Source organism: Maribacter sp. Asnod2-G09, from assembly GCF_045063795.1.
Classification (GTDB): Bacteria; Bacteroidota; Bacteroidia; order Flavobacteriales; family Flavobacteriaceae; genus Maribacter.
In genome coordinates, this window is sequence record NZ_JBEFOA010000005.1 from 1,097,599 (window position 1) to 1,116,165 (window position 18,567).

Genomic DNA, 18,567 nt, shown 5'->3' on the forward strand with positions numbered 1-18,567 from the left:
ATGACACTTTTAATATTAGAAGATGAAATTCCTGCATATCAGAAATTGTTAAGCCACCTTAAAACATTTTTTGATGATGAAATAACAAGTCATTGGGCTAGGTCTATTGTAGAAGGCAAAACACTTTTAGCGTCAAATTCATACGACCTAATTTTGTCTGATATTAAGTTGTTAGACGGAATTTCTTTTGATTTGTTCAATGAGGTTGAGGTTACCTGTCCTATAATATTCTGCTCCGCTTATGATGATTATTTGTTCCAGGCATTTAATACCAATGGTATTGCCTATATCTTAAAACCATACACCAATGCTGATTTTATAAAAGCTTTAGAAAAGTATGAGTCCCTTTTCAAACAGGGAGATTATGATAGTAAGCTAAGCAACGAAACATTAAATGCATTAAAATTGGCACTGCAAGATGAGCAGACCAATTATAAGAAACGGTTTGTAATCAAAAGACCTAATGGCATTCAGCTCTTGAACACTTCTGAAATTAGTATGATAGAAGCCTCAGGAGATTTCTGTATTGCCGTTGACCAAGAAGGCAAAAGACACCCCATATCGCAAACAATTGGGAGTATCGTACAACAGCTACCACCCAAAAAGTTCTTTAAAATTAACCGGAGCGAAATTGTACATATCGATTTTATAGAACAGATAGAGAGTCACTTTAAAAACCGATTACTCATAACGGTAAAGGGGTGTAAAGAAAAAGCAATGACCAGTACTTCTACCACTTCCGATTTTAGAAAGTGGTTAGAGTAAGTTAGTCGTTCAACTTTAATACCGCCATAAATGCTTCTTGTGGCACCTCAACATTACCTACTTGACGCATACGTTTTTTACCTTTCTTCTGCTTTTCAAGAAGTTTACGTTTACGAGAAATATCACCACCATAACATTTTGCAGTTACATCTTTACGTAAGGCTTTTGTAGTTTCTCTAGAAATAATTTTTGCACCAATAGCCGCTTGAATAGGAATATCAAACTGTTGTCTTGGTATCAGTTCTTTTAACTTGGCACAAATCTTCTTACCAATATTTACGGCATTATCAGCATGTAATAATGCAGATAGCGCATCTACCGGCTGTGCGTTTAGTAAAATATCTACACGAACCAGTTTAGAAGGTCTCATGCCTATAGGCGTGTAATCGAAAGAGGCATACCCTTTAGAAACCGTTTTTAAGCGGTCATAAAAATCAAAAACGATTTCTGCCAAAGGCATGTCGAAATTAAGTTCAACACGCTCGGTGGTCAAATAGGTTTGATTGGTAATTACACCACGCTTTTCAATACATAATGACATTACGTTACCTACGAAATCAGCTTTCGTAATAATGGTAGCTTTAATATAAGGCTCTTCAACATGATCAATACTTGACGGGTCAGGTAAATCTGTTGGGTTGTTTACAACAATCGGTGTTTCTGGATCTTTACGTGTAAATGCGTGGTAACTAACGTTAGGTACCGTAGTAATTACCGTCATATTGAACTCTCGTTCTAAACGCTCTTGAATAATCTCCATGTGTAACATTCCTAAGAAACCACATCTAAATCCGAATCCAAGTGCAGCACTACTTTCTGGTGCAAATACAAGAGAAGCATCATTCAATTGTAGTTTTTCCATCGAAGCACGTAGCTCTTCAAACTCATCGGTATCAACAGGGTAAATACCCGCAAATACCATTGGCTTTACATCTTCAAATCCGCCAATTGCGTTTTTGGTTGGGTTGGCAGCATCAGTTATCGTATCACCTACTTTAACTTCGCGAGCATCTTTTATCCCAGTAATTAAATAACCAACATCACCAGCCTTAACACTCTTTTTAATTTCTTGATTCAACTTCAAAGTACCTACCTCATCGGCATAATAGTCTTTGTCTGTTGCTACAAATTTTATTTTTTGTCCTTTTTTAATTTCACCGTTTATAACTCTAAAATAAGTTTCGACACCTCTAAACGGGTTGTAAACAGAATCAAACACCAATGCCTGTAACGCTTCGTCTGGGTTACCTTGTGGCGCAGGAATACGCTCAATAATCGCCGCTAATATTTCTTCAATACCAATACCGGTTTTTGCAGATGCCGGAATTACTTCCTCAGCCTTACAACCTAAAAGATCAACGATATCATCTGTAACCTCTTCGGGGTTGGCACTTGGTAAATCGACTTTGTTTAAAACAGGTATGATCTCAAGGTCGTTCTCTAAAGCTAAATATAAATTAGAAATCGTCTGCGCTTGAATGCTCTGTGCAGCATCTACCACCAACAATGCACCTTCACAGGCGGCAATTGATCTAGAAACCTCGTATGAGAAATCTACGTGACCAGGTGTGTCAATTAAATTTAAAATATATTCTTCACCCTTGTAGGTGTATTCCATTTGTATGGCATGACTTTTTATAGTGATACCACGCTCTCTTTCAAGATCCATACTATCAAGCAACTGTTCCTTTTTCTCTCGATCGGTAACAGAACCGGTAAACTCTAACAGTCTGTCTGCCAGGGTACTTTTACCATGGTCAATATGTGCAATAATGCAGAAATTTCTAATGTTTTTCATAGCGGTAACAGTAATAATAAAGCCAATTTATACCAGGATTCTTGCCCCGGCATTAAAGAGCAATTGCAAATATAATCTAATTTATAGCGCTAAGCTTGAGTGTAGTTACCTATTTATTGTTGTATAGATTGGTTTGGATTACATATATTGTAAAGGATTACAACGTTTTTTTAACTAGATTTGATTACCAACCCCGAGTCACCATTGAAACTACTAACAGTTATTTTATTCTTTTGCATAGGTATGTCCCATTTTGGGTATAGTCAAACCTTTGAATTAAAAGGTGAGGTTAAAGACCAATACCAAGAACCCGTCGCATTTGCGTCTGTATTTCTACTGACCGTTACAGATTCTGTATTGGCTAAAGGAAGTTCTGCTGATGAAAATGGAGCGTTTTTATTCTCTGATGTTGCAGAGGGTCTCTATTTTTTAAAAGCGTCTTATGTAGGTCAAACTTCAGAAAATTTAGCGATTGAGATTTTAAAGGATACCAAAATCGGAGCTGTAATAATTGAGCAGCAAGCAGAACAACTTAATGAGGTAACCGTTACAAGCAATAAACCTGTAGTAAAAAGAGAAGTTGACCGCATTGTTTTCAATGTAGAAAACACGGTTATCTCTCAGAATAGTTCGTGGGATATTCTTCGTCAAACACCAGGAGTCATTATGATGAATGATGAGTTGAAAGTAAGAAATCAGGTAACAACGGTTTATATCAATAATCGTAAAGTGCAACTGTCTGCAGAAGAGGTTAGAAGTCTGTTAGAAAACTACCAAGGCGAGAATATAAAATCGGTTGAGGTTATTCATAATCCGCCAGCAAGCTATGACGCCGAAGGTGGTTCTATTTTGAATATTGTTACTAGTAAAAATGTATCTGTAGGCTATAAAGGCAATGTTAATGCTGGGTATACGCAAGGAGTTTTTCCGAAGTATAATTTTGGAACATCGCATTTTTATAAGACTAAAAAGTTAAATGTAAACGCAAGTTACAATTACACCCCAAAGAAGGAGTTCAAGAATACTTTGAGCAATACCAATTTTATGGATAATACCAGTATTACTTCTATTTGGGATACAGATTTTGATCAAGTAATACGCACTAACACCCATAGTACGGGGGTATCGGTAGATTATGAATTTGATGATAAGAACGCTCTAAGCTTAACGAGCAACGCACAGTATCAACCAAAAAAGGATGCTGATTTTTTTCAGGAAACTACCATTAAAAACAGCGCAGGGTTTTTAGATTCGATTTTTACATCAAACAGTTTTTTAAGCGAACAAAAGCATAATATTTCGGGTGATCTTACTTTTAAACATCAGTTTAAAGACCAAGGAAATTTAACTGTAAATGCACACTATACAAATTTTGGTTTAGACCGAAATCAAGATGTAGACTCAGATTATTTTCAGCCTAGTGGCTCATTTCTGCGCGATTTTAATTTCTCGACTATTGCCGATCAACAGATAGAAATAAAGACCGCTCAAATAGATTACACTGATTATTTTGGCAGTGTATTTTTTGAAACAGGGGCAAAAGGTTCTTTTATTGATTCTGAAAGTAGATTAGATTATTTTTTACAAAATAACGGTACGCAGTTTATACCCAATTTATCTGATGACTACACCTATGACGAAAGTGTGTATGCGGGTTATTTTAGCCTTTCTAAAGACTGGGAAAAATGGAGCATAAAAACAGGGTTACGTGCAGAACAAACAGAAAGCACGGGAGTGTCTGTAAATGTATCAAACATTAACGAGCTTAGTTATTTTGAACTTTTCCCTTCATTGTATATTCTGCACAATATCAATGACCACCATAGTCTATCTTTTGATTATGCCAGAAAGGTACAACGCCCTCGTTATGAAGATTTGAATCCGTTTAGAACCTATATTAATGAACGAACCTTTAAAGAAGGCAATCCTAATTTAACACCTAGTTTCAGCCATAATTTTAACTTGAATTATACCCTTAATCAAGAATACTTTTTTGACTTTTACTACCGTGATAATGGTATGTATATCTCTACACTTACTTTTCAAGATAATGATAATCTTGTTTTAAGAGATGTTACCCAAAACGTGTTAGAGAGTACCTCTTACGGCTTTGATTTTTCATACGGTAAGTCAATTACCAACAATTGGTATTTGTACAGTTATATTTCTCTTTTTCATGAAGAGGAATCTTTCATTTCATTACAAAGCGATGAGTATTCTTTTACCAATGATTTTGACGGTGCATACATAGACCTTACCAATTATATAACGCTGTCTAAAGATGGAAGTTTTAAAGGGGAATTAGGCTTGGTATATTTATCAGGTTGGTTACAAGGATCATTTATACAAGAAGAGACCACTAATTTAACCGTAGGTTTAAGAAAATCATTTTTAAATAACAGAGCTGTATTTAGCGTAAGCGCAAATGACCTATTAGGTAAATATAATGGGTATGTATCTTCTAAATATTTAAACCAAGACAATGGTTATATCACAACTCCTGAAACCCAATATGTAAAATTTGGCTTCACGTACAACTTTGGTAATTTTCGCCTAGAAGATAACCAGCGAGATATAGATAAAATAGAACGCGAACGTCTTGAATAAAGCTAACTATTTAACTATCAGAACCTTTGTTTTTTATTAAGAAAAATTTAAGAATTCTGTAAGACAATTCAATATTACTTTCCTACATTTAGGTGTTATATGCACACTAATGACTAGGAATTTACACTTAACACTACTGTTTTGTCTTACGTTTTCTTTAGCGTTTGCCCAAGATTTTTTAATTAATGGTGTAGTATTAGATGACAATCAAAATCCTGTTGTTTTAGCGAATGTAATTTTATTGACCGGCGAAGGTGAATTCATTAAAGGCACGGTAACAAATGATCAAGGTTTATACGAGTTTAAAGCGGTTATCCCTGGTACTTATAATATTGTTGCTAGTTACATAGCAAATACTATTGAGAGTTCTAATATTTCAATTACAGAAAATACTGAAGTAAAGCCTTTAATTCTTAAAAGTTCTCAAGAGTTAGATGAGGTTGTAGTTATTCAAAAAAAGCCGGTATTAGAACAATTAGCAGACCGTCACATTTTTAGTGTTGAAAACACCGCACTATCTGATGGTGATATTTGGGATGTTCTAAAACGTACCCCAGGTGTTATGGTAATGAATAATCGTTTATACATTAACGGTAGTCCTAATGTAAATGTGATGATCAATGGTAAGCTAGTGAACTTACCAGAAAGCGACATTGTAAATCTTTTAACGGGTAGCTCAGCCAGCAATGTAGAAGCTATTGAAGTAATTACGAGTCCGCCAGCTAAATACAGTGCCGAGGGCGGATTACTGATTAATATTAAAATGAAGAAAAATCTGGTTGCTGGGTATAACGGTGCTGTATTCAATAGATATACACAAGGGGTATTACCAAAACATACGTTAGGAACAGACCATTTTTTTAAAGGAAAAAAGATAGATTTCTCTACCAACTATAGCTTTAGTCATAACAGAAACTGGACGAGATATACCGACATTACTACCTATTTGGAAAACGGACAAGAAAACGAGATTTGGACAGCTATACAAAAAATAATAGGCAAGAAGAAAAGTCACAACATCAACCTCTTTTTAGATGTACAATTAAATGAAAAGAACACATTAAGTATAACCTCTACCTCTAATTTATCACCAGATGGAAATACAGATTATTTCTCAATTACAGATATCAATACCATCGATGGCGATTTAACTGCTAGGTTAGATGGTTTAAACGTACAAAATGATGATTCATATAACACATCTAACTATCTAGATTGGGTATATAAATTAAATGATAAAGGAGCAGAACTAACTACTAATGCCCACTTTACTTACTATGATTCTAAACAGAACCAGGTATTGAACAATAACATAGTACAGGGCTTTACAGAGAATACATCAGAAAACACATTGAATATAGGGTCTGATCAAATTATAAACCTTTTTAGTGCACAAACAGACCTTACACTACCGCTAACAGAGCAATCTGTAATGGAGACAGGCTTGAGAGTGGCAACTATCAATTCTGAAGCAAGTATTATGCAATCTGGTTTTGATGATTCGGTAGACGGAATAAGCCCTACAGAATCTGGTTTGTTTGATTATGACGAACAAATTTATGCAGGTTATGTCAGTTTGAATAACAATTGGGAAAGTTGGAAATTAAATGTTGGTTTAAGAGCAGAGTATACCGATACCGAAGGTAATTTAGACATGTCGGCTTCTATAAACACAACTTCTTATTTTAAACTTTTTCCTAATATGGCGCTTTCATATAAGAAAGAGAAGAATGCCTTTTACTTAAAATACTATAGAAGAATTACAAGGCCGAGATATAGTAGCATCAACCCTTTTCAATTCTATTTAACGGCAAATTCTCTTTTTGAAGGTAATCCTAATTTAAAGCCGGCGTTTAGTGATTATATGCAGTTCGATTATGTCTATGACCGCGATTATAAAGTGGTATTATTTGTGAATAGAAAATCTAATGAACAAGCGCAACAAATCATCCAAGACAACGAAACCAATACATTAAGAACTCAATATATAAATTTAGAATCCAATTATTTTTATGGTATCGATGCAAGTGTGTCGAAAGAGCTTACGTCATATTGGTATCTATATGCTCTTATTAGTCATTATCATGACAAAAAGAGCTTTACAGACCTGAATACAAATAGCATAGTAGAGAATTCTATTTGGACTACCTTTATTCGCGCCAACAATTACTTCACGCTTCTTAAAGATGAATCACTTTTTGCCGATGTTACCTATACGTATTTTTCACCATACATTAATGGTAATGCAACCTTTGAACCGTATAGTAAATTAGGGGTATCGTTTAGAAAAACCTTTTGGAATAAAGACGCAAGTATTTCTATGGGTGTTGAAGATATTGTTAATAACGGTAATACACTTTCAACGAGAAATTATCTTGATCAACGAAACACAGTAAGCGCTAGGGTCGAGAATAGATTATTTGTTTTAGGCTTTAGATATAAATTCGGAAACTCTAAAATACGAGACAACTCCAAAAGAAAGAATACAGACGAAGGCAAGCGTTTGTAAAGGTTAAGACGAGAGCATTAACCCACAAGCTCCAACACTTATAAAGCAATACACCCCCGCTAAAATCATAAAGACTTTACCTGTTTTTTCCTCAAATACTAAAACAAGTATTTCAATCTGTTTTAATAGTCGTTAAAACCATACAATTTATACAAAAGTCTACGTAATGCCCTTGTCGTAATTTTATATAACTTTGCAACCCAAAAATAAAATACGCCAGTGCCCAAAATAGGAGACATACAACTACCTGATTTCCCGTTGCTTTTAGCACCGATGGAAGATGTGAGCGACCCACCATTTCGCGCCCTTTGTAAAGAGCAGGGAGCAGATGTGGTTTATACAGAATTTATTTCTTCGGAAGGATTAATTCGTGATGCCGCAAAGAGCGTCATGAAATTAGATATTTATGAAAAGGAACGCCCAGTAGGAATTCAAATATTCGGCGCTAATTTGGAAAGTATGCTTCAGTCTGTAGAGATTGTGGAGAAATCTAAACCAGATATCATAGATATTAATTTTGGTTGCCCTGTTAAGAAGGTAGTCTCAAGAGGAGCAGGAGCTGGTATATTAAAAGATATCGATTTAATGGTCTCTTTGACCAAGGCAATGGTAGAGCACAGTAATTTGCCTATTACCGTAAAAACAAGACTAGGTTGGGATGATGATTCTATTAGAATCGTTGAGGTTGCAGAGCGGTTACAAGATGTAGGTTGTGCGGCAATTTCAATTCATGGTAGAACCCGTGCGCAAATGTATAAGGGTAATGCTGATTGGAACCCGATTAGAGACGTTAAGAACAACCCTAGAATGCATATACCTGTATTTGGTAACGGTGATGTCAATTCTCCGGAAACAGCGATGAAAATGCGTGATGAATACGGATTAGATGGTGCCATGATCGGTCGTGCAAGCATAGGTTACCCTTGGATTTTTAGAGAAATAAAACACTTCTTTGAAACGGGTACTCATTTAGCTCCACCAACGATGGAAGAGCGTGTAGAAGCAGCCCGTCGTCATTTACAAATGTCTATAGATTGGAAAGGTGAAATATTAGGCGTTTTTGAAACCCGTAGACATTATACGAACTATTTTAAGGGCATTCCTAACTTTAAGGAGTATCGTATGAAAATGGTGACCAGCGATGATTCTGCATCAGTATTTGCTGCCTTTGATGAGGTTTTACAGAAGTTTGGCGACCACCAATTTACAAAAGCTTAAAGGTCTACCAATTTTTTATTGATTCGGCTACTTGCAATTTTAGATGCAATGATACCTAATACAATAATTGTAGCGAGAACAATGGCAATATTGATGAATTCAAATTTCACAGGATAAGCCAACGACGGCGTAATTTTCAACCAACTAAAAGCAAGTTGCGACCATACTATTAGCACACCAATCAGCACACCAATAAATCCGCCAAAACCTGTTACTAGAATTCCCTGTACAAAGTAAATTCTACGTAATTCTTTAATAGTTGTACCAAGACTGTATAGTGTTTTTGAATTCTGCTGTTTGTCTAAAATCATCATAATAATAGCACCAACAACATTAAAAAGCGCAATGATAAGTACTAAGGTAAAGATGAGGTATGTAGCAACGTTTTCAGTATTCAGCATTTTATACAACGTACTGTTCAGTTGTTGTCTATTTTTCAATTGCACATTAGAACCTAGAATAGACTGAATTTCTGAACGTACAGCACTTGGTTCTACACCTTCATCCATTTTAAAGTTGATTCCAGAGACAGTAAGTGAGTCTTTTTCAAGTAAAGCTTGCGTTAAACGTAAATCTGCAAACACGTATTTATTATCCAAATCTGCCTCAACGGCATAAACACCGCCAATGACCATAGGTAATTGATTGTAGAGTGATGAAATACTTTGTTGCGAAATAGAGCCCTTGCCAGGTTTAAAAGCATAGATCTGCATGGGGCTACGAAATTGGTTGATGGTTACCCCAAGAATATTGGCGATACCCAAACCTGATACCACTTGAGTATCGTTAATAGTCCAGTCGCCAATGTATAGCGTACTATCGACACCGGTTACTTTAGTATAATTACTATCAACACCTTTTATGTAGGCAATATGGTTTTTGCCACGATGCTCAAGAGATACTTTTTCTTCGAGCTCTTTGGAGTAAAATGCGAGTCCGTCTACAGACTGTAAACGTTGTTCTTGTTCAGGAGTAATGGTAAAAATCTTTCCGGCTACGGGAGAGGCTTTTAAGTCTGGATCAAAAGATTCGGTAAACGAAAGGCTAAAAGTTTTTAATCCGGCGAAAGCCGAAAGCACAATAAACAGTGCTGCAGAGCCAATAACTATAACTAAAAAGGTAATAAAATTAATGATGTTGACCGCGTTCTGGGTGCTTTTAGAACGCACATACCTTTTAGCGATATAGAGAGGAAAATTCAACCGATCAGCTCTTTTTACGTTTAGGTAACAAATCTCTGTTTTCTATAGGGTTTTCTTCGCGTTTTAATGACTTTTCAATATTCTCAATGTAATCTAAAGAATCATCAAGGTAAAAAAGCAACTCGGGCACTCTACGCAATTGGTTACGTGTACGCTGAGAAAGCTCGTGTTTAATAAGCGGTTGGTTAGACTTAATCCCTTCCATTAATTCGCCAGCCTTATCATTCGGGAAAATGCTCAAATATATTTTAGCGATAGATAAATCGGTAGTCACCGCAACCTTAGAAACGGAGATAAGCGTATTTCGTAGTCCGCCATCAATGGCAGCCTTTTGTAGAATATCTACAATATCTTTCTGAATGACTCCAGCTATTTTACGTTGTCTTTGCGTTTCCATACTGCAAAAATACATAGAAATTGTATCTTAACCCCTATATGATGTACACTGAAGCAAATAAGGCATGAAAAAGATTGAACATTTAGGTATAGCGGTAAAGAACATGGAAGATTCTAATGCACTTTTCGAGAAACTGTTGGGTGTAGCGCCTTATAAACAAGAAGAAGTAGCATCGGAAGGTGTAATGACATCTTTCTTTCAAAACGGACCTAATAAGATAGAGCTTCTAGCAGCCACAGAGCCAGACGGACCTATAGCCAAATTCTTAGAAATAAAGGGCGAAGGCATACACCATGTGGCTTTTGAGGTAGAAGATATCGTCCAAGAAATGGAACGGTTAAAGAAAGAGGGCTTTACACTTTTGAATGAGAAACCCAAAAAAGGTGCTGATAATAAGCTAGTAGCCTTCGTTCACCCAAAGACCGCAAATGGGGTGTTGGTAGAGTTGTGTCAAGAAATTAGAGACTAAGCATTATTTTGTTTGTGTCGATTAAAAATAAGTAGTAATATTGCAACCGCAATTCGCGAGTTCTGAAATTACCGGTTTGAGCACCAGTCTTTATCGATTTTAATCGAAAAAGTTTTACAGAGCAATTTTAGAATTGTTACCGGTCCTATAGCTCAGCTGGTTAGAGCACCTGACTCATAATCAGGTGGTCCCTGGTTCGAGTCCAGGTGGGACCACATTTAAAACTCCATTAAATCATTTGATTTAATGGAGTTTTTTTTATTTTTAGGCATGTCTTCACATACCTACATTCTCCACAGTAAAAGCACTCAATAAATTCTATATCGGTGCATGCCATGAAGATTTAGAAAAACGTATTGAAAATCATAACGGAGGTACATACGGAGCAAAAAGCTTTACTTCGATTACAAATGATTGGGTTTTTTCTTAAAGTTTGATTGTGATGATTATGCCCATGCAATTCGCCTAGAACGAAAAATAAAATCAATGAAGAGTAGCGTTTATATTCGGTCTAAGCTAAATATTGCAAATAGCTTTATTAAAATTTAATTAAAGAACTCAATTGGTTCAAAAAATTCGGTACCTACTCCGAAGGGAATTAATTTTTTATGTTGTAATCTACCAATTACACATGCAGGATGAGTTCCAAATTTTGATGCAAATTGTAAGATGTCATTTGTGTTTAAAGGCAAATTATTTAACATTTCAGTCTCTTCACTTTCCGACAATATGATATCTGATGCAAATTCGTTTGCTTCTTTTTCAAAAACTTGATTCTCACCAGTGTAATTAACATTTTCAATTGAAATATATTTTTTTCCGTGTAATAATATATGTCCAACTTCATGAAAAAATGTAAACCAAAAAATATCATTTCTTTTATATCTTCCACTTAGTTGAATAAGTGGAACATTGTTAATCCATCTTGTTGAACCATGAATGGCTGTTTTAGGTAAACATGGTGTATGTATAACTTTAAGTCCTACGGAAGAACAAATAGATTGAAGTTTTTGAAAGAAATCATCTGGTTGTTCAGCCATTATATTCTTAATATTAGGCAATAATTTTTTTAAAGCAGATTTATTAAATTCCGGAACAAATAAACCTTCTGATTGTATCTCCCCCTGCCTTAACCAAGAGGCAATAGCATTTGCATTTTCTTGGTCTTTTAATGAAATTCTAAAGGCGACTTGAAGCTTTTGATTAATATAATAATCTTCCCAAGCTTTTAAGTTTGCAACTTCAAAATAGTTGAATAAATTGATTACCTTTTCATTAATTTTAAGAGTTTTAGGAACCCAGCCAAAACTAGCCATTTTTGCATAAGGAAAGTCTTTAGCCCAAGATCGGGCTACTTCTATAGCTCTTTGGTAGCTTATTCTTGCTTGATATTCATCAAAATTACTTTGAGCTTCAATCCAAAAATGTGTTGGAATTTTTAAAACTTGTTCAAACAATATTGCCATATCAGGTGTAATTGAGCTTTCTCCTTTTAAAACTGCTGTAATAGTTTTTTCAGGCTTACCTGTTTTAATAGCAAACTCCTTAGATCCTATTTCCTTTTCTTCTAATGCTTCTAATAAAATTTCACCAGGATGAGTTACGCTCTCTGGAAAATATTGATTTATAGTTGCCATAATGTTTTGTTTTAATGGTAATCTTGAATGTTGATAATTTCTACTCCCAAAATTTGAACCCAAATAAATTTGCCGTGGGCATCGGTAGGTATGGGGTTTTCTTGAGGGGTAAATAAAAGTCTGTAAGGGTGATCTAAATCACATGCCCACTGACCTTTTAAGTTTCCTGTTAGTTCATGAAACCTTCCTGGTGCATACCGTAAATCTTCTAGGGATTTTGCAGCTTTAATTTAGTCAAGTCTTTTTTTGTATAGCTTGAATCTTTTTTGACCTAATTTTTTTTGACCATCCCTATCACTGTTGGCAAATTTCTTTAGTTTCCTATCTCCAAACCTAATATCCATTGCAAATTTAAGATTATTATTAACATTTAGTGTTAATTAAAAAATAAAATTATTTGATAACATATTTATAATTGACTCTAAAGTTTAGGGGGAAGAAACGGAATCTTTTGAAAGTACAATTAGAAATAATGTTTTTAAAGTTAAAAAACCGGGATGATACAATCTACTATTTATAAGTTTAATATTTTTTAATCAACCACCAATTCCTCAACAACACCCCCATCAAATCACGAACTCTGAAATTAACATTTCTTTTAACACAATCTTTCTTAGTAACATTTACCTAGCTCTTTACTATTTCTTAATTTACTAGTTCAAACAAACTAATTCGAAAAATGACTACAAAAAACTCTTGCTACAAGGCGGCATTGCTGACCCTTGTACTAGCCATTTCGTGCATATCTGTGACGATGGCACAAACTGTACCTTCACCAGAAGATGTTTATGGTTTTAAGGTTGGTGCCGATTATAAACTGGCAGATTACAGCCAAATTGAAGACTACCTTTCTAAACTAGACGCTTCTTCTGAACGCGTTAAAAAAGTGGAAATCGGGACTACTGTATTGGGTAGAAAAATGTACATCTTGTTTATTTCTAGCGAAGAAAATCTTAAAGATTTAGATAAGTGGAAAGACATTAGTACTAAACTAGCTCGTGTTCAGGTTTCAAATGACGAGGCTATGAAACTATCTAAAGAAGGTAAAGCTGTGGTTTGGATCGATGGTGGTATGCACTCTACCGAATTGGCGCATGGGCAAATGACATCTGAACTGGCGTATACTTTGACCACTTCAGAAACTACAGAAATGAAAAAAATCAGGGAGAATGTCATTACGATATTGATGCCTGTAATGAATCCTGATGGGTTAGATATTGTGGTAGACTGGTACAAAAAGAACTTAGGTACCGCTTATGAAACATCGCGTCCTCCGATCTTGTATCATTATTACATGGGTCATGATAACAATAGAGATTGGTTCATGAATACCATGCCAGAGACGTATAATGTTACTAAGATATTGTACAATGAGTGGTATCCGCAGATTGTATATAACCACCACCAATCTTCACCATCTTGGACAAAAATATCATTACCACCTTATGCAGATCCAGTAAACCCAAGAATTCACCCAGCAATTACTGCAGGTGTAAGTGAGTTAGGTTCTGCAATGACCAAAAGATTTTCATTAGAGAATATGCCAGGTGCAATTGCCGATAATTTCTATACCATGTTCTGGAACGGTGGTGGGCGTACTGTGCCTTACTATCATAACATGATCGGAATCTTAACCGAAGTTGGTCATACGAGTCCGACGCCTAGATTTTATGATCCGGAGAAACTACCTAAAACCGTAGCTGGTGGTACGCCAACCGATGGTACAGATATCATGTACCCAGATCCATGGAAAGGTGGTGAGTCTCACTTTCGCGATGCTGTAGATTATATGTTGACTGCGACGTGGGCAACGCTAGACTTAGCAGCAGACCGTAAGAGCAATTACCTGTACAACATTTACAAAATGGGAGCTTCGGCAATTGAAAAGTCGAAAGAAGAAGGTCCGTTTGCATATATAATCGGTAAGGATCAATGGGATGCTTTTGAATCTGTGAACTTGGTAAATGTGTTACTAAAGGGTGGAATCGAAATTGAAAAAACAACCAAAAGTTTTGAGGTCAACGGAAAGAAATATGAAAAAGGTGCTTATGTAATTTATACGGCACAAGCGTTTAGACCGTATTTGATGGATTTATTAGAGAAGCAAAATTATCCAACACGTTTTCAATACCCAGGCGGACCACCAGATACTCCGTATGACTTAGCAGGTTGGACATTGCCGATGCAAATGGGAATTGCAGTTGATAAAATTGCAGAGCCTTTTGACGTAGCAACTGAAAAGGTATCAGACGAAGCATCATATTATGAAGGTGATGTAAAAGGAAATGCTTCCTTCGGATATTTGCTTAGTGCCAACAGTAATGCATCTGTAATTGTAACCAATAAAGTATTAAAAGAAGGTGGTACGGCATATAAAACCAAAGCAGCTTTCAAATCAGGTAAAACAACATATCCGCCAGGTGCTTATATCGTTTCTGGTGGTAGTGCTTCTGTAGAAGAATTGGCAGCTGAATATGGTTTAGAAGTAATAGGATTATCCGCAGAACCAAAAGTAGAAATGACCAAGGTACATGCGCCTAAAGTAGGATTGTACAAGTCTTGGGTTTCTAATATGGATGAAGGATGGACGCGTTTTATAATGGATGAATATTCGTTCGAAACAGATACCCTTCATGATAAAGACATTCAAACTAAAGATCTATCTCAATATGATGTTTTAATACTTCCGTCGCAACGACCAAAATCAATTTTACATGGTAATTCGCCTTTAAAAATGCCAGAGAAATTTACAGGTGGTATAGGTTTAGAAGGATCGGTAGCACTAAGCAATTATGTAAAAAATGGCGGAACATTAATAGCGTTCGATGAAGCTAGTAACTATGTCATAGAGCAATTTGGTTTACCATTAAAGGATGCTACAGCAGGTACAGAAAGTACAGAGTTCTTTATACCTGGTTCATTGATTAAAGCGGGAATAGACACAACACATCCGTTAGCATTTGGTATGCAAGACACGGTAGCGGTTTCGTTTAATAAGAGTCGTGCTTTTGTTATTGATAAGCAAACCAAAAAAGGAGAAGGCGGTACAGAAGATATCAAAGATGCTCCGGCTCCAGAAGTTGAGGTTATTGCCAACTATGCAGAAAAAGATTTGTTGATGAGCGGCTGGGCAATGGGCGAGAAAAAGTACATCGCTAAAAAGCCGGCTATGGTAAAAGCAACTTATGGTAAAGGTTCGGTAGTATTATTCGCATTTAGACCACAATTTAGAGCACAACCAAGAGGAACGTATAAGCTTATTTTCAACTCCATTTTTGAAGGAGCTGCAGAGTAAGTGAATTATAATTTAGAAATCCAGTTTTTTTAAAGTGACATTGAGCGCAAACGAAATGCTTTAACAGTCAGAATGTAAAATTTGACTATTTTAATATCTAAAATGCCCATCAATTATTGATGGGCATTTTTTATTTTTCGCCAATTAATTAAACTGGCTACTACTGAAGAACTTATTTTGTAATCGGAGTAAGCACGATATTTCTATAGGCAACATTACCATGGTCACCTTGTAAATATATAGGTCCTGGTGCAAAAACATCTGAGTTTATTGCCCCACCGGTTGGTCCTTCAGCTGCTACATTGTCTATAATTTTCTTTCCATTTAAAATTACCGTAACATGGCGGTCTGCTAAAGTAATATCCATTGTTTGCCATTCACCTGCAGGTTTTTCTGCATTTTCACTTGGAGTAACACGGCTGTAAAGAGCACCCATATTATGACTGTCCAGTTCTAGACCGTATGAGTCAACCACCTGTATTTCGTATAATCCCTTAAGGTAAACACCGCTGTTATTTCCTTTAGGCACATTAACCTCTAATTTTAAATTGAAATCTTCAAACTCTTGATTGGTACGTAGGTTGCCATAATAAATATGCTCACCATTTTCTGGTTGTACAGGATCGTTTTGCATGGTTCCATTTACCACTTTAAACCCGTTAGGGCTTTTAGGGTCAATTGTTCTCCATCCATCCATATTTTTACCGTTAAAAAGTTTGATTGGCTTACCATATTTTAAGGCGCTCAAATCTGGTACAGGTCCTACTGTTGGCATTCTTGTGCCAGTGAAATAACTAATGTTTTCACCTGTATTTCCCCAAGCAGGTCCGGTCATGGTACCAGCGATGGCATCATTTATTTTGGTAATACGCATCGTCCAAGTTCTGGTGTGGGTACGCGCTTTGCCTGAGGTAGTTTTTAGTTCCTCTTCAGAAGTACGGGTAACAATTAAGGTATTTTCATCAACTAAGTACACATCAGATACGGGTAAAACACTACCACCGATCCATAATAATTCGCCGTCTAGAACACCTTGCTGCTCGTGTACTTTTAGCCATGCAACGCCACCACCGACAACATCGATAGTCCAAGTGCCAAGAAAGGTGTTTTCGGGTTCAGGTAAAATGTTTTTGGTAATTGCAAAAGATGAGGTTATGGCACATAAAAATGCCATGAAGAAAACTGGTAATTTTTTCATGATTTAGTTTGTGTTAGGGTTTTGGTTTGATTGTACAAATAGTAAGCACAAGAATTAAAAGTAAGGATTAATATAATGCGTTACCCCTGTTGTTTTAAAGTTTAACAGCAAATTAGGGTACATAGAAATGTATTGTTTTTCTTGAAAAATTAGTGTTAAGAAATAGTAAGTTTTTTAAATTTTCAAAAAACTTTTATAGGTAAATATTCCTACAAATACCATGGTTGTTGACGTAGCGTAAATATTACGGAAAACCGTAATAAATAGGCGTACAATATTTTTTTAATCGGTTTGTTAAGTATAGACCTAACAAATTAATTAAAACCAAAATCACCATGAAAACATTTAATCAATTACTATTACTCTCCTCTATTGCAGTGATTAATTTTAGCTGTGAAAAGTCAACCTCAGAAGAGTTTGAAGAAGTTAACGGAAACGTGGAAACAAAGCTTATCAGCTCAATAAATGTTACGTCTGCCGAAGATTCAGAAGACAGCGAAAACATTTTATTTTCGTACAATAATGATTTACAATTAACGTCTATTTTCGACGGAACAGAATCAACAAATTTCATTTATGAAGAAGGAAATTTAAGTAATGTTTCAGGTAATGCTGACAACGGAAATGTCGAAGAATTATATGAATCGCCGTATGATGCTTTTGAAACGGGACAAATAGAAGAATATGATGACAATGGTAACCCATCTGTAATCAAATTTATAGAGTACGATTATGATTATATGACTGGCGAAGAAGAAGTGGTGTACTACACAGCAGAAATCTCTTATGACGATAAGCCAAATCCGTTTTACAAAACGGCAGAAGCAGCAGGTATGATTGTTGTTTTAGATCAAATAAAATTAAATTTTGCTGAAGCTCCACAGGCAGAAGAAATTGTAAGGGCAAAAGCATTGTTCCCGAATAACAATCCGTCGCAAGTAGTGTATAAAAATGAGGAAGGTGAAATAGAATACACTATAAACTTATCTTATACTTACGATGGCGATTACCCAACAGCAGCAACGGTTTCTACGGTTTCTATGCATTCAGACGAAAACGAAACTTACGTAACCACCTTCACTTATGTAGGTGACTAAGTAAATACAAATTTTTTTAGATAATAGAAAGCAGCCTAATAGGCTGCTTTCTTGGTTTTTAAGTAGTTTATATCTTGTAAACTTCAATTAAATTCAAAAAACTGATTTTTGTATTTCCTAATAAAATGTTAAATTGAAGCAGCCCTTAATATTAGTATACTAAAGTTCCCCCAGAATTCATTAGTGTTGCTCTTTATTAATGGGCTTTTTTATTGATGTCTATTTAAGACAAGACTTCTTACACTCCAATTACCCCATTCAAGCAAAACACCAAAACCTACTTTCAAGAAAATCTGTCGATTTAACAGTGTAGCAGCGAAAATTCTAAAAATTCAATTAACTTTAAAAGGTATATGCCTTGGCGGCAAATTTTAC

At 35.6% G+C, this 18,567-nt stretch carries 12 protein-coding genes and 1 tRNA gene; 8 read left to right on the forward strand and 5 right to left on the reverse strand.

Annotated features, from left to right (window positions below; genetic code table 11):
- Positions 1 to 765 carry a LytR/AlgR family response regulator transcription factor gene (locus tag ACJJVT_RS16665; RefSeq protein WP_405400206.1) on the forward strand — a complete coding sequence of 255 codons (765 nt, stop codon included), beginning with the start codon at positions 1 to 3 and terminating at the stop codon, positions 763 to 765.
- 1 nt (position 766) lies between these two features.
- On the opposite strand, the gene lepA is transcribed toward ACJJVT_RS16665, so the two are convergent.
- Positions 767 to 2,563 carry a translation elongation factor 4 gene (gene lepA, locus ACJJVT_RS16670; protein ID WP_405400208.1) on the reverse strand — a complete coding sequence of 599 codons (1,797 nt, stop codon included), beginning with the start codon at positions 2,561 to 2,563 and terminating at the stop codon, positions 767 to 769.
- Between the two features lie 204 nt (positions 2,564 to 2,767).
- Here lepA and ACJJVT_RS16675 point away from each other — a divergent pair, with 204 nt between their 5' ends.
- The 3 genes from ACJJVT_RS16675 to dusB all read left to right on the forward strand — a co-directional run bounded on the left by ACJJVT_RS16675 (position 2,768) and on the right by dusB (position 8,897).
- A complete protein-coding gene (locus ACJJVT_RS16675; RefSeq protein WP_405400209.1) occupies positions 2,768 to 5,170 on the forward strand; it encodes an outer membrane beta-barrel protein in 2,403 nt (800 codons plus the stop codon).
- A 109-nt stretch (positions 5,171 to 5,279) separates the two neighbouring features.
- Positions 5,280 to 7,679 carry an outer membrane beta-barrel protein gene (locus ACJJVT_RS16680; RefSeq protein WP_405400210.1) on the forward strand — a complete coding sequence of 800 codons (2,400 nt, stop codon included), beginning with the start codon at positions 5,280 to 5,282 and terminating at the stop codon, positions 7,677 to 7,679.
- A gap of 219 nt (positions 7,680 to 7,898) precedes the next feature.
- Positions 7,899 to 8,897 (forward strand): tRNA dihydrouridine synthase DusB, encoded by a 999-nt coding sequence (dusB, locus tag ACJJVT_RS16685; protein WP_405400211.1) that lies wholly within the window; start codon positions 7,899 to 7,901, stop codon positions 8,895 to 8,897.
- Here dusB and ACJJVT_RS16690 read toward each other — a convergent pair.
- Together ACJJVT_RS16690 and rbfA are read right to left on the reverse strand one after the other, a co-directional pair.
- Positions 8,894 to 10,099 (reverse strand): ABC transporter permease, encoded by a 1,206-nt coding sequence (locus ACJJVT_RS16690; protein WP_405400212.1) that lies wholly within the window; start codon positions 10,097 to 10,099, stop codon positions 8,894 to 8,896. The genes dusB and ACJJVT_RS16690 overlap by 4 nt on opposite strands.
- A gap of 4 nt (positions 10,100 to 10,103) precedes the next feature.
- Positions 10,104 to 10,496 carry a 30S ribosome-binding factor RbfA gene (rbfA, locus tag ACJJVT_RS16695; RefSeq protein WP_027065546.1) on the reverse strand — a complete coding sequence of 131 codons (393 nt, stop codon included), beginning with the start codon at positions 10,494 to 10,496 and terminating at the stop codon, positions 10,104 to 10,106.
- A 64-nt stretch (positions 10,497 to 10,560) separates the two neighbouring features.
- On the opposite strand from rbfA, the gene mce reads away from it, so the two are divergent.
- Together mce and ACJJVT_RS16705 are read left to right on the forward strand one after the other, a co-directional pair.
- Positions 10,561 to 10,965, forward strand: a complete 405-nt coding sequence (gene mce / locus ACJJVT_RS16700) for a methylmalonyl-CoA epimerase (protein ID WP_405400213.1) — start codon at positions 10,561 to 10,563, stop codon at positions 10,963 to 10,965.
- Between the two features lie 141 nt (positions 10,966 to 11,106).
- A tRNA-Ile gene (locus tag ACJJVT_RS16705) sits at positions 11,107 to 11,180 on the forward strand.
- 330 nt (positions 11,181 to 11,510) lie between these two features.
- Here the strand turns inward: ACJJVT_RS16705 and ACJJVT_RS16710 are convergent.
- The gene (locus ACJJVT_RS16710) at positions 11,511 to 12,602 is read right to left on the reverse strand and encodes an ImmA/IrrE family metallo-endopeptidase (RefSeq protein ID WP_405400215.1); all 1,092 of its coding nucleotides are present in this window, start codon (positions 12,600 to 12,602) and stop codon (positions 11,511 to 11,513) included.
- Positions 12,603 to 13,281: 679 nt separating this feature from the next.
- On the opposite strand from ACJJVT_RS16710, the gene ACJJVT_RS16715 reads away from it, so the two are divergent.
- Positions 13,282 to 15,897 (forward strand): M14 metallopeptidase family protein, encoded by a 2,616-nt coding sequence (locus ACJJVT_RS16715; protein WP_405400216.1) that lies wholly within the window; start codon positions 13,282 to 13,284, stop codon positions 15,895 to 15,897.
- A 172-nt stretch (positions 15,898 to 16,069) separates the two neighbouring features.
- Here ACJJVT_RS16715 and ACJJVT_RS16720 read toward each other — a convergent pair whose 3' ends face one another.
- Positions 16,070 to 17,095 (reverse strand): DUF1080 domain-containing protein, encoded by a 1,026-nt coding sequence (locus ACJJVT_RS16720; protein WP_405400217.1) that lies wholly within the window; start codon positions 17,093 to 17,095, stop codon positions 16,070 to 16,072.
- 335 nt (positions 17,096 to 17,430) lie between these two features.
- Here ACJJVT_RS16720 and ACJJVT_RS16725 point away from each other — a divergent pair, with 335 nt between their 5' ends.
- Entirely contained in the window at positions 17,431 to 18,192 is a 762-nt protein-coding gene (locus ACJJVT_RS16725) for a hypothetical protein (protein ID WP_405400218.1), read from the forward strand.
- Positions 18,193 to 18,567: the final 375 nt, after the last annotated feature.

Excerpts from the sequence above, each read along its gene's own strand:
- ACJJVT_RS16665 (WP_405400206.1), top strand. The coding sequence starts at position 1 with ATGACACTTTTAATATTAGAAGATGAAATTCCTGCATATCAGAAATTG.
- lepA (WP_405400208.1), bottom strand. The coding sequence starts at position 2,563 with ATGAAAAACATTAGAAATTTCTGCATTATTGCACATATTGACCATGGT.
- ACJJVT_RS16680 (WP_405400210.1), top strand. The coding sequence starts at position 5,280 with ATGACTAGGAATTTACACTTAACACTACTGTTTTGTCTTACGTTTTCT.
- rbfA (WP_027065546.1), bottom strand. The coding sequence starts at position 10,496 with ATGGAAACGCAAAGACAACGTAAAATAGCTGGAGTCATTCAGAAAGAT.
- mce (WP_405400213.1), top strand. The coding sequence starts at position 10,561 with ATGAAAAAGATTGAACATTTAGGTATAGCGGTAAAGAACATGGAAGAT.
- ACJJVT_RS16710 (WP_405400215.1), bottom strand. The coding sequence starts at position 12,602 with ATGGCAACTATAAATCAATATTTTCCAGAGAGCGTAACTCATCCTGGT.
- ACJJVT_RS16715 (WP_405400216.1), top strand. The coding sequence starts at position 13,282 with ATGACTACAAAAAACTCTTGCTACAAGGCGGCATTGCTGACCCTTGTA.
- ACJJVT_RS16720 (WP_405400217.1), bottom strand. The coding sequence starts at position 17,095 with ATGAAAAAATTACCAGTTTTCTTCATGGCATTTTTATGTGCCATAACC.
- ACJJVT_RS16725 (WP_405400218.1), top strand. The coding sequence starts at position 17,431 with ATGAAAACATTTAATCAATTACTATTACTCTCCTCTATTGCAGTGATT.